This window comes from Pseudomonas sp. S9 (assembly GCF_000222125.1).
Classification (GTDB): domain Bacteria; phylum Pseudomonadota; class Gammaproteobacteria; order Pseudomonadales; family Pseudomonadaceae; genus Aquipseudomonas; species Aquipseudomonas segetis.
Genome location: NZ_AFFX01000011.1, coordinates 124,565 through 142,862 on the forward strand (window position 1 = coordinate 124,565; position 18,298 = coordinate 142,862).

14 protein-coding genes are annotated in these 18,298 nt (G+C 55.8%); 9 read left to right on the forward strand and 5 right to left on the reverse strand.

What is annotated here, in order from left to right:
* Nucleotide 1: 1 nt before the first annotated feature.
* Nucleotides 2–1,705: a type IV-A pilus assembly ATPase PilB gene (pilB, locus tag PSES9_RS0119340; RefSeq protein WP_010489727.1), complete on the reverse strand. Its 1,704-nt coding sequence runs from the start codon at nt 1,703–1,705 to the stop codon at nt 2–4.
* A gap of 221 nt (nt 1,706–1,926) precedes the next feature.
* Here pilB and PSES9_RS0119345 point away from each other — a divergent pair, with 221 nt between their 5' ends.
* From PSES9_RS0119345 to tfpZ, 4 genes are all read left to right on the forward strand, one after another.
* Nucleotides 1,927–2,337, forward strand: a complete 411-nt coding sequence (locus PSES9_RS0119345) for a pilin (RefSeq protein ID WP_010489728.1) — start codon at nt 1,927–1,929, stop codon at nt 2,335–2,337.
* 92 nt (nt 2,338–2,429) lie between these two features.
* Nucleotides 2,430–2,846, forward strand: coding sequence for a pilin (locus PSES9_RS25550; protein WP_010489729.1), 417 nt, complete (start codon nt 2,430–2,432; stop codon nt 2,844–2,846).
* Between the two features lie 44 nt (nt 2,847–2,890).
* Entirely contained in the window at nt 2,891–4,267 is a 1,377-nt protein-coding gene (locus tag PSES9_RS0119355) for an O-antigen ligase family protein (RefSeq protein WP_010489730.1), read from the forward strand.
* Nucleotides 4,268–4,302: 35 nt separating this feature from the next.
* Nucleotides 4,303–5,040, forward strand: coding sequence for a TfpX/TfpZ family type IV pilin accessory protein (gene tfpZ, locus PSES9_RS0119360; protein WP_010489731.1), 738 nt, complete (start codon nt 4,303–4,305; stop codon nt 5,038–5,040).
* A gap of 6 nt (nt 5,041–5,046) precedes the next feature.
* Here the strand turns inward: tfpZ and nadC are convergent, their stop codons facing one another.
* Nucleotides 5,047–5,895 carry a carboxylating nicotinate-nucleotide diphosphorylase gene (gene nadC, locus PSES9_RS0119365; protein WP_010489732.1) on the reverse strand — a complete coding sequence of 283 codons (849 nt, stop codon included), beginning with the start codon at nt 5,893–5,895 and terminating at the stop codon, nt 5,047–5,049.
* Between the two features lie 380 nt (nt 5,896–6,275).
* On the opposite strand from nadC, the gene PSES9_RS0119370 reads away from it, so the two are divergent.
* The 4 genes from PSES9_RS0119370 (at nt 6,276) to PSES9_RS0119385 (ending at nt 12,764) form a co-directional block, all read left to right on the forward strand.
* Nucleotides 6,276–8,570, forward strand: a complete 2,295-nt coding sequence (locus PSES9_RS0119370; protein ID WP_010489733.1) for a DUF1631 domain-containing protein — start codon at nt 6,276–6,278, stop codon at nt 8,568–8,570.
* A gap of 468 nt (nt 8,571–9,038) precedes the next feature.
* Nucleotides 9,039–9,590, forward strand: a complete 552-nt coding sequence (gene ampD, locus PSES9_RS0119375) for a 1,6-anhydro-N-acetylmuramyl-L-alanine amidase AmpD (protein WP_010489735.1) — start codon at nt 9,039–9,041, stop codon at nt 9,588–9,590.
* 7 nt (nt 9,591–9,597) lie between these two features.
* Nucleotides 9,598–10,434, forward strand: a complete 837-nt coding sequence (gene ampE / locus PSES9_RS0119380; protein ID WP_010489737.1) for a regulatory signaling modulator protein AmpE — start codon at nt 9,598–9,600, stop codon at nt 10,432–10,434.
* Nucleotides 10,435–10,733: 299 nt separating this feature from the next.
* On the forward strand, nt 10,734–12,764 hold the full coding sequence (locus tag PSES9_RS0119385; RefSeq protein ID WP_010489739.1) for a methyl-accepting chemotaxis protein: 2,031 nt from the start codon (nt 10,734–10,736) through the stop codon (nt 12,762–12,764).
* A 101-nt stretch (nt 12,765–12,865) separates the two neighbouring features.
* Here the strand turns inward: PSES9_RS0119385 and PSES9_RS25085 are convergent, their stop codons facing one another.
* Nucleotides 12,866–13,027, reverse strand: a complete 162-nt coding sequence (locus PSES9_RS25085) for a hypothetical protein (protein ID WP_157998250.1) — start codon at nt 13,025–13,027, stop codon at nt 12,866–12,868.
* A 54-nt stretch (nt 13,028–13,081) separates the two neighbouring features.
* Between PSES9_RS25085 and ptsP the strand changes: the two genes are divergently transcribed.
* Nucleotides 13,082–15,958: a phosphoenolpyruvate--protein phosphotransferase gene (gene ptsP / locus PSES9_RS0119395; RefSeq protein ID WP_010489741.1), complete on the forward strand. Its 2,877-nt coding sequence runs from the start codon at nt 13,082–13,084 to the stop codon at nt 15,956–15,958.
* On the opposite strand, the gene PSES9_RS0119400 is transcribed toward ptsP, so the two are convergent.
* Complete coding sequence (locus tag PSES9_RS0119400; protein ID WP_010489742.1) at nt 15,955–16,737, reverse strand: TatD family hydrolase; 783 nt, start codon at nt 16,735–16,737, stop codon at nt 15,955–15,957. The genes ptsP and PSES9_RS0119400 overlap by 4 nt on opposite strands.
* 62 nt (nt 16,738–16,799) lie before the next feature.
* Nucleotides 16,800–18,236: a chloride channel protein gene (locus tag PSES9_RS23960; protein WP_010489743.1), complete on the reverse strand. Its 1,437-nt coding sequence runs from the start codon at nt 18,234–18,236 to the stop codon at nt 16,800–16,802.
* Nucleotides 18,237–18,298 lie beyond the last annotated feature (62 nt).

The following is an 18,298-nucleotide window of genomic DNA, read 5'->3' on the forward strand; positions in this document are numbered from 1 at the left end:
GTTAATCCTTGGTTACGCGGTTGACTTCCTCAAGGCTGGTGACGCCTTGCATCGCTTTCACCAGTGCCGAGGTGCGTAGATCATTAAAGCCGTCTTTGCGCATCTGCGCGGAAATGTCGATGGAGTTGCCTTCCTCCATGATAATCCGTTGCAGGTTAGGCGTGTTTTTAACCACTTCATATATTCCGACACGGCCTTTGTAACCGCCTTTGCAATTTTCACATCCCACGGGGCCGAAAATCTTGAATGTGCCAATTTTTGCCTCGGGGAACCCTTCTCCCAAAAGCGTCTCGCGCGGTACGTCAATTTCTTTTTTGCAACTGCTGCACAGCTTGCGCGCCAGGCGCTGGGCAATAATCAGGTTGACCGAGGTGGCGATGTTAAACGACGGCACGCCCATATTGCGCAGGCGAGTCAGGGTTTCTGCGGCACTGTTGGTGTGCAGGGTCGACATCACCATATGGCCGGTTTGCGCGGCTTTTACCGCAATGGAGGCGGTATCGAGGTCGCGGATCTCACCGACCATGATGATATCCGGGTCCTGGCGCAGGAATGCGCGCAGTGCCTGGGTAAAGTCCATGCCCTGCTTGGGGTTGACGTTGACCTGGTTGATGCCCTCAAGGTTGATCTCGACCGGGTCTTCGGCGGTGGAGATGTTTACATCTGGCGTATTGAGGATATTCAGGCCTGTATACAGTGATACAGTCTTGCCTGAGCCGGTCGGTCCGGTAACCAGAATCATGCCCTGCGGTTGTTTGAGGGCCGTCATATACAGATCTTTTTGATCTTCCTCATAGCCGAGCGCATCAATGCCCATTTGTGCGCTGGTTGGGTCGAGAATCCGCATCACGATCTTTTCGCCCCACAGAGTGGGCAAGGTGTTGACCCGGAAATCGATGGACTTGGTCTTGGATATACGCATTTTTATGCGCCCGTCCTGCGGTTTGCGCCGCTCGGAAATATCCAGCGAGGCCATGACCTTAAGGCGTGCGGAAATCCGTGGCGCAAGCTGAATCGGTGGGCGCGCCACTTCATGCAGGATGCCGTCAGTGCGCAGACGTACGCGATAGCTTTTTTCATAGGGCTCAAAATGCAGGTCGGAAGAGCCGCCTTTGATTGCATCCAGCAGCATTTTATTGACGAAGCGCACCACCGGCGCATCATCGGCCTCCTGGCCGCCATCACCACCACGCGGCTCATCATCTACCGCTTCAACATCCAGCCCGTCCAGGTCAACATCGGCAAGGTCGTCCATGCCGCTGGTGCCTGAGTCGAAGAACTTCTCGATGGCGTCGCCAAGCTTGTCATCTTCAACCAGGATGGCTTCGGTATTGAGGCCGGTGCTGAACTGGATATCCGTGACCGCTTGATGGTTGGTCGGGTCGGATACGCCAATGAATAGCTTGTTACCGCGCTTCCACAGCGGAATCACCCGGTGTTGGCGCACCAACTTCTCGCTGACCAGGTCGCGTGGTTGGCTTTCCTTGTCTATGGCACCCAAATCAACGAATGACACACCAAACTGGTCGGAAGCCAACTCGGCCAGTGCCCGGCTTTTAACCAGCTTGTTTTGCACAAGGTAGGTCACCAGCGACATTTTATTGCGCGTGGCTTGTTGCTGGGCTTGCTGGGCTGCTTTTTCATCAAGCAGCTCAGCGATAACCATTTGCTTGGCCAGGCCAGTGAGAGAGACGACGTCGTTCATTGCGGGCTCCAGAAACTATGCCTGCGTTATAGCCTAGTTGAAGGGCAGAACCAAATTGACATTCCAGGACTGACAAAATGCGTCACATAATGTCGCTAATCAGGATCGCTTTTGGCTGTATAGAGATCTTTGGACGGGGATTGTCGGCATTTTGGAAGTTGGCACAGTGAATGCATTGATCCGGTCAGGTCGTTGGGCCTATTCATTTCTAGGAGAGTTACATGAAAGCTCAAAAAGGTTTTACCCTGATTGAATTGATGATCGTAGTTGCGATCATCGGTATCTTGGCTGCAATCGCACTGCCTGCTTATCAGGACTACACTGTACGTTCGCAAGCGGCAGCTGCTCTGTCTGAAATTACCCCTGGTAAAGTTGGGTTCGAGCAAGCTGTTAACGAGGGTAAGCCACCTTCAACTGACCCTACCGCTGCAGGCTATATTGGTATTAAGGCAAGTACTTCATTTTGTACTGTTACTTTGACAGGTAATACTGCTATTACTTGTGCAACTAAAGGCGGTAATGCAACTAATTTCAACGGTAAAAATATCGTACTTAACCGTACTGCTGCTGATGGTGAATGGTCTTGCTCTTCTAGCTTAGACGTGAAGTACAAGCCAGGTAAGTGCTCGTAATCTATAATTAGATTTTGATCTAGCTAATAGTGTTATAAATAACGCCCTTCGGGGCGTTATTTTTTTGCCTAGGCAAGTATGCGAGGAATTATATGAAAAGCGCTGGGTTCACTCTTATAGAGTTGATGATTGCCGTCGCTATAGTCGGGGTTCTCACAGCTATAGCCTTGCCCGCATATCAGGATTACGTCGTAAAAGCTCAAGCTACATCTGCACTTGCTGAGATTTCTCATGGCAAAGCCGGGTTTGAATTGGCATTAAATAATAATAAAATACCTTCGTTAGTCACGTCAGATGATGGCTATATTGGAGTAAGAGAGGTAACGACATATTGTCAAGTGTCACTTGTCCCGGCAGGTGCCCCAGATCGGATTCAGTGTTTGACTAAAGGTGGTAATGGTGCGGTATTTAATGGTAAAACTATTTCCATGATTTATGTGTCAAGCGGCGAGTGGGCATGCGTCACTGATGGGGTTGGTGAAAAATACAAGCCCGGTAAGTGTTCTTGAGCATTTGCTGTGCTAAAAAGCACTAAGGAGTTAATTTGAATTTAATGGTTGCCACTAAGCCAAGAGTGATAGCGGTTTTTGTGGTGCTTGCAATTTTTATATTTTCACTGTCAGCGTTAGAGTTACTGTCGTTGAAGTATGAATGGCTAAATCAGCAGCGTATAGCACAACTTTTTCTTTTATTTGTTGCCTCGGTGAGTGTTTTTTTTATCCCGGTTTATCGCTTTTCCCCAAAGGTGTGTGGTGCACTACTGTTGGTGTTTTTACTTGGTGCAACTTCAGCTGCATTTTCAGCGTTTCCGCTATGGGCATTTATAGAGTGGGGAGTGTGGGTTGCACTGTTTCTTTTGGTAGTAGTTGTCGCTGCACTTGCTCGGGAATCTTGGTTTGAACAGGCCGTTTTAGCCGTGATGGTTTGTGTTGGTGTTGTTTTAGGCTATTTATTCCTCATCAATTATGCGATGGCTTTCGTGACGGGTATACGAAAGGTTGATCCATATTTGATGTTTACAGGATTTGATAATCCGCGATTCTTTGGCCAGTTTCAACTGTTGTTAATTCCCGTGCTTGCCGCCCAGGCATTATATTTTTCTGCATTCAAGCGATATAAGCTCTCGGTGGTTGTTATAGCGGCTCTGGTTGTACATTGGTGTATCGTATGGGCGTTAGGTGGTCGTGGTGTATGGCTGGGTTTGGTGCTTTCGCATGTATTGTATTTTTGTGCGGTGCGTAAATTAAAGCCTTTGATTAAATTGCAGATGATCACTGCTGCTACCGGTTTGTTTTTATTTGTTTTTTTGTTTTATTTGTTGCCGCAGGCGCTTGGTGTTGACCCAGTTGTTGATAAGGGTATGCGCGCTGGGTTGTCTGGGCGCGAAGTAATATGGTTGCGCGCATGGGATCTGGCTATAAATCACCCGTGGTTGGGTGTTGGGCCAATGCACTATTCAAGCATATGGGTGGGCACTTCGGCTCATCCGCATCAGGTGGTTCTGCAATGGTTGGCTGAGTGGGGCTTTCCTGCAACCATTGTTGCTATAGCCCTTACCCTGAGAGGGCTCTGGTTTGGGTTCTATACGCTTAAGGGCGAGGCAGCGACTCAGCTGGATGCCGGAATTTGGTTGTCTCTGTGTGCGTCACTTGTTTTGGCGCAAGTTGATGGCGTTTTTGTGATGCCTTACACCCTAGGATGGTTTTTTATTTTGCTTGGGTTGGCTGTATCGCGATGGACTGACCAGCAGGAGAGTTCTGCTGGTCAAAAATATTTCAGTTGGGTCTTGGCTGTTGCTGCGGCGGTTATTATTGCTAGGGTTTTGATTGTTGATGTCCCTAGATTGCCGCAGATGCAGGCTGATTTTTACAATCAGAATAATATCGGAAGTCCTCCCCGTTTCTGGGCGCAGGGCTGGATACCTATGTAGCTTTTTAGGTTTTACTATTAGTAAAGGGGTGGGTTGTGTCTTTGCGAGTTAAAGGTTTTTTGATTCACTTGATCTCATCAGCTATTGCCGCTTTGTTTATATTGTATTGGGTTTTCTATATTTGGTATCCAGCCCCTTTAGATCAAGCTATTGGCGTTAAAACAATTTTTCTTACTCTGGTGGGTGTGGATCTAGTTATAGGGCCGCTACTTACTCTTTTAGTGTGTAAACCTGGAAAAAGCAGTCTTGTGTTTGACCTGTCAGTTATTGTGTTGCTGCAGGTATCTGCTTTGGGGTATGGCGTGATGACCGTAGCGGAAGGCCGCCCGGTATGGCTAGTTTTTGAATCTGATAAATTTAGTTTGGTGCGCCAAATAGATATTGACGCTCGTAAGCTTGATCAGGCAGACAAAATATACCAGTCGCCTTCATGGTTTGGGCCTAAGTGGGTTGCTGCAGTTGAACCTACAGATAGAGAAAGTAAAAATACTTTGGTTTTTGAATCTGCCTTTGCCGGAATCGAGGTTGCTCAGCGACCAAATCTATATGTTCCGTTAGATACCCAGTTTGATATGGTGGTCCACAACGCTCGACAACTGAATGAACTGGGTCGTTATAACTCCGAATTATTGGTTAAAGATGTCTTAAATCAATGGCCGGAGGCAGATGCTTGGCTACCGATGAAGGGGCCGCAACGCTCGCTAGTTGTGCTGGTTAATACTCGAGCAGCTAACATTGTTTCTGTAGTTGATTTAGAACCTTGGGAAGAGTGAGCACGCTCACAACCCCAACCGCATCGACAAATCCACCGCCTTTACATCTTTGGTCAGCGTGCCAATGGACACGTAGTCCACGCCCGTTTCGGCGATGGCCCTTAGTGTGGACTCGTTGACGCCGCCTGAGGCTTCAAGTTTGGCTTTGCCTTGGGTGATGGCGACGGCTTGGCGCATGTCATCGAGTGACAGTTCGTCGAGCATGATGATATCGGCGCCGGCGTCCAGCGCTTCTTGCAGTTCAATCAAGTTTTCGACTTCGACTTCCACTGGCTTGCCCGGTGCGATCTTGTGCGCGGCTTTTACGGCAGCGTCTATATTGCCGCAGGCGGCGATGTGGTTTTCCTTGATAAGGAAGGCGTCGAACAGGCCGATGCGGTGGTTGTGGCAACCGCCGCAGGTGACGGCGTACTTCTGGGCGAGGCGCAGGCCCGGCAGGGTCTTGCGCGTGTCGAGAATCTTGATCTGGGTGCCTTGCACTATATCGGCGTAGTGCTGGCAGCGAGTGGCCACGGCAGACAGGGTTTGCAGGAAGTTCAGTGCACTGCGCTCGCCGGTGAGCAGGGCGCGTGCCGGGCCTTCAAGATGGAACAGCGCCTGGTTGGGTTCGACGCGATCGCCGTCAGCCACTTGCCAGTGCACTGCTACGCGGTCGTCAACCTGGCGAAATACCGCATCCACCCAGGCGGTACCGCAGATCACCGCTGCATCGCGGCTGATGACGGTCGCGTGAGCCAGTCGCTCAGCGGGGATCAGTTGGGCGGTGATGTCACCGCTGCCCATGTCTTCTGCCAGTGCCCGGCGAACGTTGGCCTCGATATCGGCGGTTAGGTCGGCGAGGGTCAGGTTAGGCATGGTGCGCTCCATTTTCGGTGAGCCGCGATTATAAAAGCAGATTTCGCTGCTCTGCAGCTATAAATGCCGGTTTGGCGCAGGCATTGGCTGGCTTTGTCAGGTTGGCTGCAGTTTTTCAGGGGCGCCTTAGAGTGAATCATTTGATGATTTGATGCTCTTAGAACCTAACTGGCTGGTGATCTGTACCGCTCGTCAGTTGGGGCTGCCATGTGTGACCTGAGTCATGCCTGATGCTGTTGAAGGCTTGGTAAGTTGTGCTACCTGGCTATAATGCGTTCATATATAGATTATTGACGCCATTGTATTGACATTCAGTGCTGGCGATTGAGTGCATGCAGAGATAGCAGCCATGGAGGGCGATCTGCAGGAGACGGACAACTATGACAACTGACGCTAAGGTGGTTCACCTTAATCCTCTGACTGCGGAGCAGAACAACGCTGCCTCCGCGGCGAGGCTGCCTGCCGCCTTGATTCAGTTGCGCGACAAAGCTGCACTGCAGCTCAAGCAGGCTTTGCAGGCCCTGTTTGATAATGCCGACGACACGCTGTTTGAAATGGCCGATCGCGCTACCAGCAACGGTGAGCAGAATGCCTTTTTCGAGGCCATGCGTGACCTGCGCTTGAAGCGAAAGAGCGTCGAGCGCGAGTTTCTGCAAGCCATCTTCGAGTCTTTCTCCAGCCTCAATCAATACGCCATTGGCAAAGCGCCAGCCCTCGATAGCGTTTCGTTCGACAGCTTGTCGCTGGTACAGAACGATGAGCTTGAGGAGACGGTGGCCACTGATGCGATGGTCGCCAAGGTGCTCAGTCGTGACAGCCAGGCGCTGGGCCACCTGACTACACGCTTGAATGCAGTGATCAGCCGCAAGCTCGATGACAAGAGCAATCCCTTGGGGCCGGCTTCCTTGTGCGCGGACTTCCTGAGCGCTTGTGCCAGCTTGGGTGTGGATATTCGCGTCAAGCTGATCATCCTCAAGCTGTTCGAAAAATTTGTCCTGGCCGATCTTGATCAGCTTTATGCCGAGGCCAACCAGCAATTGGTTGCGGCAGGTATTTTGCCTGAGTTGAAATCGACACCTGTTCGTCGCTCGCCCAGCCAGGGGCAAGCTGCAAGCCGTGGCGTTGCCGGTGAGGCGGTATCGCACTCGGCCGTCGCTGGTGAGTTTGCCGAACAAGATGTACAGGAGGTTTTCAGCGCACTGCAGGGGTTGTTGTCACAGGCTCGCGGCTCGCTCACCCAGCGCCAGGCGCCGGTCGATGCGATGCCTATTACCAGCAATGACCTGATGCGCCTGCTGTCCCATATGCAGCAGCGTGCGCCTGCGCAGGCAAGCGCCGAGTTCGACTTGCGTGACCAGCTTGAGCAACTGCTCAGCCGGGCCAGTGCCAAGAGCGGTAAGACACGGGTTGTGGGTGAGGTCGATGAGGACGTCATCAACCTGGTGTCGATGCTGTTTGAATTTATCCTTGATGACCGCACCTTGCCGGACTCGCTAAAAGCGCTGATTGCGCGCCTGCAGATTCCGATGCTCAAGGTGGAGGTACTCGACAAGACATTTTTCAGCCGTGGCAGTCACCCCGCCCGCCGCTTGCTCAACGAAATTGCTGCCGCCTCGCTGGGTTGGGGTGATCAGGACAACGCGCAGCGCGACAGCCTGTTCCAGAAGATCGAGCAGATTGTGCAGCGTCTGCTGAATGACTTTGTTGACGACCCACAGATTTTCTCCGAGTTGCTTAGCGATTTCATGGCGTTCACCGTCGATGAGCGCCGCCGCAGCGAGTTGCTTGAACAACGCACCCGGGATGCGGAAGAGGGCAGTGCCCGTTCCGAGTTGGCGCGCAAGCAGGTCGAGCAGGCGCTTAACCAGCGTTTGCTGGGCAAGAAGCTGCCCGAAGTTGTGGTGCGTTTGCTGCAAGAGGGCTGGAGCAGCGTGCTGACGTTGACTTGCCTCAAGCACGGGGTAGAGTCAGACGAGTGGAATGCTGCGCTGGCGACCATGGACGATTTGATCTGGAGCGTCGAGCCCCATGACGATCCCGAGGCGCGTCTGCGCTTGCTGGAATTGGTGCCGGGCTTGCTCAAGGCGTTGCGCGAAGGCATGACCAGTGCAGCCTTTGATCCCTTTGCCACCAGCGAGTTCTTCAGCCAGCTCGAGAGTCTGCACGTTCATGCCTTCCAGCGTTTCAAGCGGATCATGGCCGCGCCGGTGGCCGAGAAAACCCGCGAGCAAAACCAGGCCTTGCTTGATGCCGGGATCGAAGTGCCGCTGCTGGAAGTGCCACCCGCTGATGAGCCTGATGTAGCCCCCATGGTCGAGGTGGTCGAGGAGATTGTGCTCCTGGCTCCTGGTGAAACCGAGGCGCCGCAGCCTGAAGTCGCCTTGCCGGACGATGATGAAATGCTGCCCAAGGTTGATGCGCTGCGTGTGGGCAGTTGGGTTGAGTTTATTGAGGACGATGAGCACAAGCTGCGTTGCAAGCTGGCGGCGATCATCAAGCCAACAGGCAAGTACATCTTCGTGAACCGTACCGGCATGAAGGTTCTGGAGAAAACGCGCATGGCCTTGGCCATTGAGTTTCGGCGCAATGCCATACGCTTGCTCGATGATGCGCTGTTGTTTGATCGTGCGCTTGAGTCGGTGATCGGTAATTTGCGTCGCTTGAAGAACGGCTGATTTCTCAGAAGCGCTTCAAATAAACGCCCGGCCTAGTGTCGGGCGTTTTGCTGTCTGGGGCTCGCTTATTGTGGTGGCGTGGTGGGCAAGCCTAGCGTTGTCACAACCTACGGATGATGTTTAACCCGTAGGGCGGACAGCGCTTTTTTGTCCGCCGTTTATGGTCTAAACAAGGTCGCTTGGCTATTTGTGGTGGGCAAGCCTCACGTTGCCACAACCTACGGATGATGTTTTAACCCGTAGGGCGGACAGCGCTTTTTTGTCTGCCGTCTATGGTCTAAACAAGGTCGCTTGGCTGTTTTTTGTGGACAAGCTTCGCGTTGTCACACCCTACGGATGATGTTTATCTCGTAGGGCGGACAGCGCTTTTCTGTCCGCCGTTTATGGTGCGCAAGGTTTTGAGCGGTTTTCCCCCTTGGCCCTGTCATGCTGCTGCTCTAGAGTAGTCGCCTGTTTAGAGGAAATTGTATGCAACTGGATTCTCGTACAGGTTGGTTTCAAGGGGTTCGCCACTGTCCGTCACCGAATTGCAATGAGCGCCCGGCGGGTGAGATCTCGTTGTTGGTGATACACAATATAAGCCTGCCACCAGGCGAATTCGGTGGCGGCCATGTACAGGCTTTTTTCCAGAACCGGCTCGATGTTGACCAACATCCCTATTTTGCTGAGATCGCAGCGCTGACTGTTTCCGCGCACTTCCTGATTGAGCGTGATGGCAGCATCACCCAGTTTGTCTCCTGTCTGGACCGAGCCTGGCATGCGGGCGTTTCGTGTTTTGACGGTCGCGAAAACTGTAATGATTTTTCCCTGGGGATCGAACTGGAAGGCACCGATGAGCTCCCTTTTAGCGATGCGCAATATCATGCATTGAAAACCCTGACTTTAGCCTTGCAACGTGCTTATCCGCAGATCACTCTTGAGCGCATGCGCGGCCACAGTGATATTGCTCCTGGACGTAAAACCGATCCGGGCCCGGCGTTTGACTGGCAACGTTTGCGCTCTGGCTTGACTGAACAATGAGGCGGATATGAATTTTCTGGTGTTGCTGCTGGTGCTCTGGGTAGAGAAGTTTTCGTCCTGGCGCAGTGCCGTCCAGCAAGATGGCCCCTGGTTGCGGCTGCTGGCCAAGGTTGAACGCAACAAAAAGCAATTGGCTAGCCCCTGGTTGACGCTCGTTGGCATGCTGGCCTTGCCACTGGTTATCCTGGCGCTGGTTCTCACTGTGTTGTCCACTGTTGCCTATGGATGGCTGGCCCTGCCTGTTCATTTGCTGGTCGTGGTCTACAGCCTTGGGCGTGGCGACTTGTGGGTCGCGCTGGGGCCTTTTCGCGACAGTTGGCGGCGCAGTGACAGTGAGTCTGCTTACCTTGTGGCGCGGCGCGACCTGGGCATTGATGCGCAGGCCCCCGACGCCTTGCTGGCCGATGTGCAGCAATACCTGGTCTGGCAGGCCTATCAAAGTTTCTTCGCGGTTATTTTCTGGTACGCCTTGCTTGGCCCGCTGGTTGCGCTGGCGTATCGGCTATTGGCATTGATCGAAGAGCACTCGCAACAAGCTGCATTGCAAGCGCGAGCCAGCCAGCTGCGTCATGCCTTTGACTGGCTGCCCGCTCGGCTGCTCTGCGTCAGTTTTGGCCTGGTCGGTAACTTCGTGGGCGTCAGCCGGGCGTTGCTGCATGAGTTACTGAGCTGGGATATCAGCGCTGCACGGCTGGTCACCAATGTCGCCAGGGCTGCCAGTGAAGTGACTGCGCCCGTGCTGGGGGAGGCTGGGGTCAATAGCCTCGATGAGCTCTGGCAATTGCTGGTGCGCTGCGCAATTCTTTGGTACGCCATCTTTGCGTTGTGGACCCTGTTCCTCTAAGCCTCTGCAGCATCCCGAGCGTCTCAACCTGTCAGGCCAAGGGCCGGTTGAGCGCTTGATCGCGAAGCGTTGCGCCGCTGAGTGTGTGGTCGTTTATCAGGCGATATTCAGTTCGTCACTTACCTTAAGTTACAGAGAATCAGGTCGATAACAGGTATACATTGTCCCTCGCAGGTGTGATGGATTGTGCTGCCTGGCCAATCGTCCTGTTCTGCTGCGTTGAAGTGCGCGTGAGAAGTTAAAGGTAGTCCGTCTGAGAACTACCAATTAATAAAAATAATTCGATCTGGAGACGTCTTGTGAAGACTGCGTTGTATCCGGCCATCGCTCTGATGAACCGCCTCAGCTTCGGCATGAAGTTTGGTTTGATCAGTATCTTGTTTTTCCTGCCCATGCTGGTGACCAACTACTTCCTGATGCATGACGCTTACCGTCAGTATCAGGTGAGCGAGTCTGCGCGCAACAGCATTGAGTTGCTGTCGAGTTCGTTGAAACTACGTCGAGATGCCGAGCTTTACGCCAATTTACTCAGTGTCGATGCCGAACTGGGCAGTAATAGCACTGGCAGTGGCCTGGCCGACGAGTTGAGCGCGACTAAATCCTCGATCGAGAATAATCTGGCTGGCATGCAGCCTGCTGTCAGTTCAGAGGCGGATCTTGCGGAATTCAACGCCCAGTACGAACAGGTAAAGGCGGCTCTGGAAGCGATTGAGGCAGAGCCATCGCTGCGCAGTAAAGTCAACCTGGGCCGTGAGCTGCTAAGTCGGGCCGGCGTGTTTAGCAAGTTGATCGCCAGCCAGGCTGGCTTGATCCAGGACAGTGAACGGGCTGTACGCCAACTGACGAACCTGCTGATCAGCAGCATGCCCCAGGTGACCCAGGCCCTGGGCCAGGGTCGCGAATTGGGGGCGGCAACCCTGGGCCAGGGGCTGTTGAATTCGGCCGACAGCAACACCTTCGCGGATTTGCTTGAGTTTCTGGAAACCCTCGGTAGCGCTTATTCTGTTGATGTCCAGCAGGCCTTGAGCGCTAGCGAGGATGTGCGCTCGGCACTGGCGGGACTGGCCGATGCCAGCCAGAAATCGCTGCCTGAGGCGATCCGTTTGTTCGAGGATCGAGTGGTAGTAGCCGACTCGCTCAATGCGCCATGGCGCGCCTTCTTTACTGATACCACGGCCTTGATCGCCAAGACCTATGATTTAAGCGATGCCGTGGTCAGCCTGCTTGACCAGCGTCTTGAAACGCGGGTGCAAGCCAGTCAAAACCGAATGGTGCTGATGGCTGTAGCGCTGGGGCTGGTTTTGCTGCTCATCTTCTATCTTTACAGCGGTTTCTATGTGTCGGTTCGTACCAGCCTCAAGCAGCTTGGCCTGACCATGAACCAGGTTGCCACTGGTGATATGACCGTTAGCTTCAAGGCCAGCAGCCAGGACGAGGTCGGGGAGCTGGGGCTGGTGTTCAACGGCACCGTGGTGAAAATCCGCGAGCTGATCAATCGCGTGGGGCAAACGGTTGTCGAGGTTGAGCGCCAGGCTGGGCGGGTTGAGTCGGTGTCCGCGCAGAGCAACCAGGCGGTGGCGGGGCAACTGGGGCAGATCGAGCAGGTCGCCACGGCGATGAACCAGATGTCTGCGACCGCGCAGGAGGTGGCAAGTAGCGCTGCGGCTGCGGTAGGCAGCGCCAACAGCGTCAATGATGAAACCATCAGTGGCCGCGCCTTGCTTGAGTCGCAAGTCAGCAGTATTCAGCGGCTTGCCGGCGAGATAGATCAGTCGGTTCTGGTCATCAACCAGTTGGCCAGCGACAGCGCGTCGATTTCCCAGGTGCTGGACGTGATCAAGGGCGTGGCCGAGCAGACCAACCTGCTGGCTCTCAATGCCGCAATTGAAGCTGCACGCGCCGGTGAGCAGGGCCGGGGCTTTGCCGTGGTTGCAGATGAAGTGCGTAACCTGGCCAAGCGCACACAGCAATCCACTGAAGAAATTGAAGTGATGATTTCAAAACTGCAGGGCGGCGTGGGCGCGGCAGTGAAGACAATGGGCGTGAGCCATAAAATGGCTGATGACACGGTGAGCGAGTCGAGCAAAGTGCAGGCCGCGCTGGAGAATATCCTCGGCGCAGTGGGCATGATCGTTGACCAGAACCAACAAATCGCCGCCGCCGCCGAGCAGCAGACGGCCGTTGCCCATGACATCGACCAGAACATCGTGCAGATCAATCAGGCGGGCGAGCGAACCGCAGAGGGCGCCAGCGATACCGAACAAGCCAGTCGTGAGTTGTCGGCGCAAGTGTCGCAGCTCAAGCAGCTGATTGGTGCCTTCCGCGTCTGAACCGGCGGGCAAGCCCCCCCCGTCAGGCGGGTCTTGCCCGAGAGCAGGGGTGCGCAGGGCATGCCAGCGCAGCCCGCGTCCCTTAAACCTCGGCGCTGCAATCATGCAGGCAGGCGTTCGGCAATGCGCGCCAGGTGTTGTAGGATGGTGCTTGCGCGCGGTAGATGTTCCAGCCATTGGTTATCGACAGTTTTCCCCCGCCATGGATTGCGCTGATGCGCCATTGCGACGGTCATCCGTGCTTCAGGACTGTCCGCGTTCATGACTGATTCGCGCACTGCCAATCGCTAAATTCACGCTCATACAGGAGGCGCTCCATGCTCGAGATAGAGGCTGCGCAGATCCAGATGGGTCGTAATGCAGGCGATAAGCACGAAGTACTGTGCATGCTGGCTGAAAGGTTGGCTGACGCTGGTCTAGTCATGCCCGGTTATCTGGACAGCATGCGCGCGCGTGAAGCGCAGAATTCGACCTTCCTCGGCCAGGGTATGGCGATCCCGCACGGCACTGCGGATGGCCACGACCTGATCATCAAGTCCGGTGTGCGTTTGATCCACTTCCCGCAGGGCGTCGATTGGGGGGATGGCCAGCAGGTGTATCTGGCTATCGCCATTGTTGCGCAGACTGATGAGCACTTACGTCTCCTGCAATTGCTCACCCATGCCCTGAGTGATGAAGGCCTGGGCCGGGCCCTGCACCAAGCCACTGAAGCCGAAACCATAGTCGCTTTGCTGCAAGGCGCGCCGCAGGAACTGTTGCTCGACAGCCAGCTGATTCGCCTGGGTGTCACGGTGGAGGATTTTGACGAATTGGTATGGCAGGGCGCGCGGCTGCTGAAAAAGGCTGGCTGCGTTGACTCCGCTTTTATTGCCAAGCTGATGCAGGCCGAGCCGCTGGCCTTGGGCGGTGGCTTGTGGTGGCTCGGTTGTGATCAATCGGTGCAATTGCCAGGTTTGTCTTTTGTTTCGCCCAAACGCGCCGTTGAACTCAATCAACAGCCGGTCAGGGGGCTTTTCTGTCTGGCCAGTCTGGGTGAAGCGCATCGCCCGATACTTGAGCGTTTGTGTGACCTGTTGATCGAGGGACATGCCGACAGATTCAGCCAGGCTAGATCAAGGCGTACCGTGCTCGAGGCATTGGGTGGCCAAGTACCGGCTGACTGGAGTCGGGTCTGTGTCACCCTGGCCAACTCACATGGCCTGCATGCCCGGCCAGCCAAGGTGTTGAGCGAGCTGGCCCAGGGTTTCATGGGCGATATTCGCGTGCGTCTCGCTGAGGAACCGGGGCTTGGCGTGTCTGCCAAGAGCTTGAGCAAGCTGCTTGGGCTCGGTGCGCGGCGTGGCCAGGTGCTTGAGTTCAGCGCCGAGCCCAGTATTGCCGAGCAGGCATTGGCTGCCCTGAAAGCCGCAGTTGAACAGGGCCTGGGTGAACAGGTCGAGCCATTGCCAGTGTATACCGAGCCTGCCGTCCAGGCAGCGATTGAGGATGCGCTGAGCTCGACGCAAAGGCTTGATCAACCCACTGCCGGTTCACGCATGCGTGCGGTTGCCGCGTCTCCGGGGATCGCCATTGGCCCTGCCTTGGTGCGGGTGCCGCCAGTGCTTGAGTATGCGGAAGAAGGACGGGGCGAGCGTCACGAGCGCCAGCGGCTTTATGATGCCCTCAAAGCGGTGGCCGCCGATATTCAGGTGGTCGTTGATCAGTGCCGGGAAACCGATGTGCGCGATATTTTGCTGATGCATCAAGCGATGCTGAGTGACCCGGCGCTGCATGATGACATTCAAGCAAGGCTGGCAGGCGGTGCCAGTGCCGAGGCGGCCTGGAGCGTCGAAGTCGATACCGCTGCCAGGCAACAGGAGTCCTTGCACGATGCCCTGTTGGCGGAGCGTGCAGCCGACCTGCGCGATATCGGTCGGCGCGTCCTGGCCAGCCTGTGCGGCGTGAAGCCGTTGGAGGAGCCCGATGAGCCTTATGTGCTGGTCGTTGAGGAAGTTGCGCCATCGGATGTTGCCAGTCTCAACCGCCAGCGCGTTGCCGGTATTTTGACTGCACGCGGTGGCGCCACGGCGCACAGTGCAATTATCGCCCGGGCGTTGGGGATTCCTGCGGTCGTCGGTGCCGGAGAAAGCGTGCTGGCCTTGTCGCAGGGTACGCAATTGTTGGTCGATGGTGATCACGGCATGGTGCGTATCGCGCCCGACGAGCAGGCCTTGCAGCAAGCGCTGCAAGAGCGCGAGGTGAGCCAGCAGCGACAAGAGCGCGCCTATGCCGAGCGTTTGAAGCCCGCCATCACGCGCGACGGTCATGGCGTCGAAGTGGCGGCCAATATAGGTTCGAGCAGTGAGGCCGGGCTGGCGATCGAGTCCGGCGCTGAAGCGATAGGCTTGATGCGCACCGAGTGGATATTCATGAACCATGCCCAGGCGCCGGATCAAGCGACCCAGGAGCGTGAGTACCGGCGCGTGCTTGATACCCTTGATGGCTTGCCGTTGGTGGTGCGCACCCTCGATGTTGGCGGCGACAAGCCACTTGCCTACTGGCCTATGCCAGCAGAAACCAACCCCTTTCTTGGTGTGCGTGGGATCCGCATGAGCCTGTTGCGCCCTGAGCTTCTCGAAACCCAGTTACGGGCATTGTTCAGCTGTGCCGGTGAGCGTCCGTTGCGGGTGATGTTCCCGATGGTTGGTGGGGTTGAAGAGTGGCGTGCCGCGCGGGATATAGCGCTAGATGTCCGCGCCCAGGTTCCGGTTAAAGATTTGCAATTGGGCATCATGATTGAAGTGCCAAGCGCTGCCCTGCTGGCGCAGGTTTTGGCCCGGGAAGCGGATTTCTTTAGCATTGGCACCAACGACTTGACGCAGTACACCCTGGCCATTGATCGTGACCATCCAAGGTTGTCGGCGCAGGCCGATGGCTTGCATCCGGCAGTGCTAGGCCTGATCCACCAGACGGTCAGCGCTGCTCATGCGCATGGCAAATGGGTGGGCGTTTGCGGCGAGCTGGCTACTGACAGGGTGGCGGTGCCTCTGCTGGTTGGGCTTGGGGTTGATGAGTTGAGTGTTTCTGCGCGTTCGGTTGCGCGAGTCAAGGCGCGGGTGCGAGAGCTTGACTGGGGGCTTTGCCAGCAACTTGCACAACAGGCGCTTGGGCAAGACAGCGCCAGTGCGGTGCGTGCGCTGGTCGAGGCTATTTAGCTCGACCAGCCAAATAGCGCTGCGGCATTGGCGCTGGTGACTGATGCAAGCTGTTCGGCGTCGAGCTTGAAGTGTAGGGCCAGCGCATGGCAGATATCCGGCAAGTGTTCAGGGCTGTTGCGTTGCTGCGGATACATGGCCGGCGGCATATCCGGCGAGTCTGTTTCCAGCACTATCGCGTCGAGGGGAAGTTGCGGCAGTACGCGGTGCATGCGCAATGCTTGTGGCCAGGTCGGTGCGCCGCCAAGGCCGAGTTTGAAACCGAGCTTGATGTATTCGCGAGCTTCCTCATAGCTGCCGGAAAACGCATGGATAATGCCGCCACGCTGGAGCCTTATGCGCTTGAGTGTGGCGATAACCTTGGCATGGGAACGACGCACATGAATCAATGCCGGAAGTTCGAACTCAGCTGCGAGCTGCAATTGTGCTTCGAACCAGGTTTGTTGCTGTTGCCGGTCGAGTGTCTCAATAAAATAGTCGAGACCAATTTCACCCACGGCGCAGAGTTGCGGGTGACCTTCAAGGCGTTGCAGCCACTCGCGCAGCTCCTGCAGGTGATGGGGCTGATGTTCTGCCAGGTAGATCGGGTGTAGTCCCAAGGCGGCGTACAGGTTCTTGTCGCCCTCAACCAATTGCCAGACACGTTGCCAGTTGGCTTGATGCACGCCCAGGATCACCAGGCGTTCAACTCCCAGCTCGCGGCTGCGCGCCAGCACATCAGTGCGGTCGGCATCGAAGTCGGGGAAGTCGAGATGAGTGTTTGTATCGATCAGGCGCATAAAGGCAGGGATGTCTTGGGACGTCTGCCTAGCATCGACGATTTAACCCTGAATCGCCAGTTCTAAGGCTGGCCCTGTTCAGGGTTGCCTGGCTCCGGCGCCTGTTTTGTCTGCGCTTGGGCGGCTGCAGCTGCGCTGTCCTGCTGTCTTTTGCTGCGCCGCTTGGCAATGGATTCACGCTCGACGTCCAACAGCTGCGTGGCCAATGCGCGGTAAAGCGGTACGGGAGAGATGCGTCCAGAAATAGCACTGGCCAGCAGGCTTGCGGCCAGGATGGGCAATGCCATGTCCTGGCTGTGCGATAGCTCGATGGTGATGACCGTGGCGGTCAGCGGTGTTCGGGTGACGCCGGCAAGGTACGCAGCCATGCCAATCAAGCCTGCCGCCTGCAAGCTGATACCGGGTATCCAGTCGGTCACCCAGGGGGCAAAGCTGGCGCCCACCGCCAAAGAGGGCGAAAACAGCCCGCCGGGAATACCGGCCAGGTAGGAGACCACATTGGCGAGGAACTTCCAGATGACAAAGCTGGCATCGGTGACCGGCTGGCCCTCAAGAATCGCCCGGGTTTCGGCATAGCCGGTGCCGAAAACATGCTGCCCGGAGATCAATCCAAGCAATGCCATGACCAAGCCACAAATACCCGCGAAGATCACCGGACGCCTTGCCCGCCAGGCTGCCATCAGCGCCAACGGGCCTAGTTTGGCCGGCAATACCAGGCGACAGTACAAACCACCTGCCAGACCGCCTGCAGCCCCGCAAACCAACACTGCAAGCCAGTCGCGACTCAGCGGTAGCTCGGCACTGAGTTGGCCGAAGTAGCTGTAGTGGCCCATCAAGCCAAGGGTGACCATGCCGCCGATCAAGACCGCAGTCAGCACCAGGCCATTGAGACTTTGCTCAAAGCGGTGGCTGAGTTCCTCAATCGCGAAAACAACCCCGGCCAGTGGTGTATTGAATGCCGCAGCGATACCCGCCGCGCCGCCCGCGATGATCAACCCGGAGCCCGCGCTGCGTGCCTGCAAACCCAGGCGCCTGCCGAATGTGTACATCAATGCCGCGCCAACATGCACGGTCGGGCCTTCACGCCCAATCGAGGCGCCCACCAGCAGGCCCGCGACTGAAAGGACCATTTTTACCGCAGCAATAGGCAGCGACAGCACCCGGTTGCGGAAACGGCTGGATGGGCGCTCAAGTGTGGCAATCACCTGCGGGATACCACTGCCCTTGGCGTTTCTGAACCAGCCTTGAGTGGCCCATGCCAAAGCAGCGAACCCTAACGGGGTGACCAGCCACGGCCAGTAATTGCTATGGTTGAGCATCCGTTGGAAATAGACATTTGCCTCATCCGCCAGCCAGGCAAAAGCAAGTGCAACCAAACCAACCAGCAGCGCCCCAACCCAGAATGCAAGGCGCTGTCGCAAAACGCGCAGGTAGCGACGCCGGGCGCGAAAACGTTGGCGCGCAGTCGGGGTTTTCTGGGCTTCAGAATTGCTGGGCATAAGGCACTGGACCGCATAAGGAAGAGGTCAGGCAAGCCCATGGCGGGCTTGTTGTAATATCT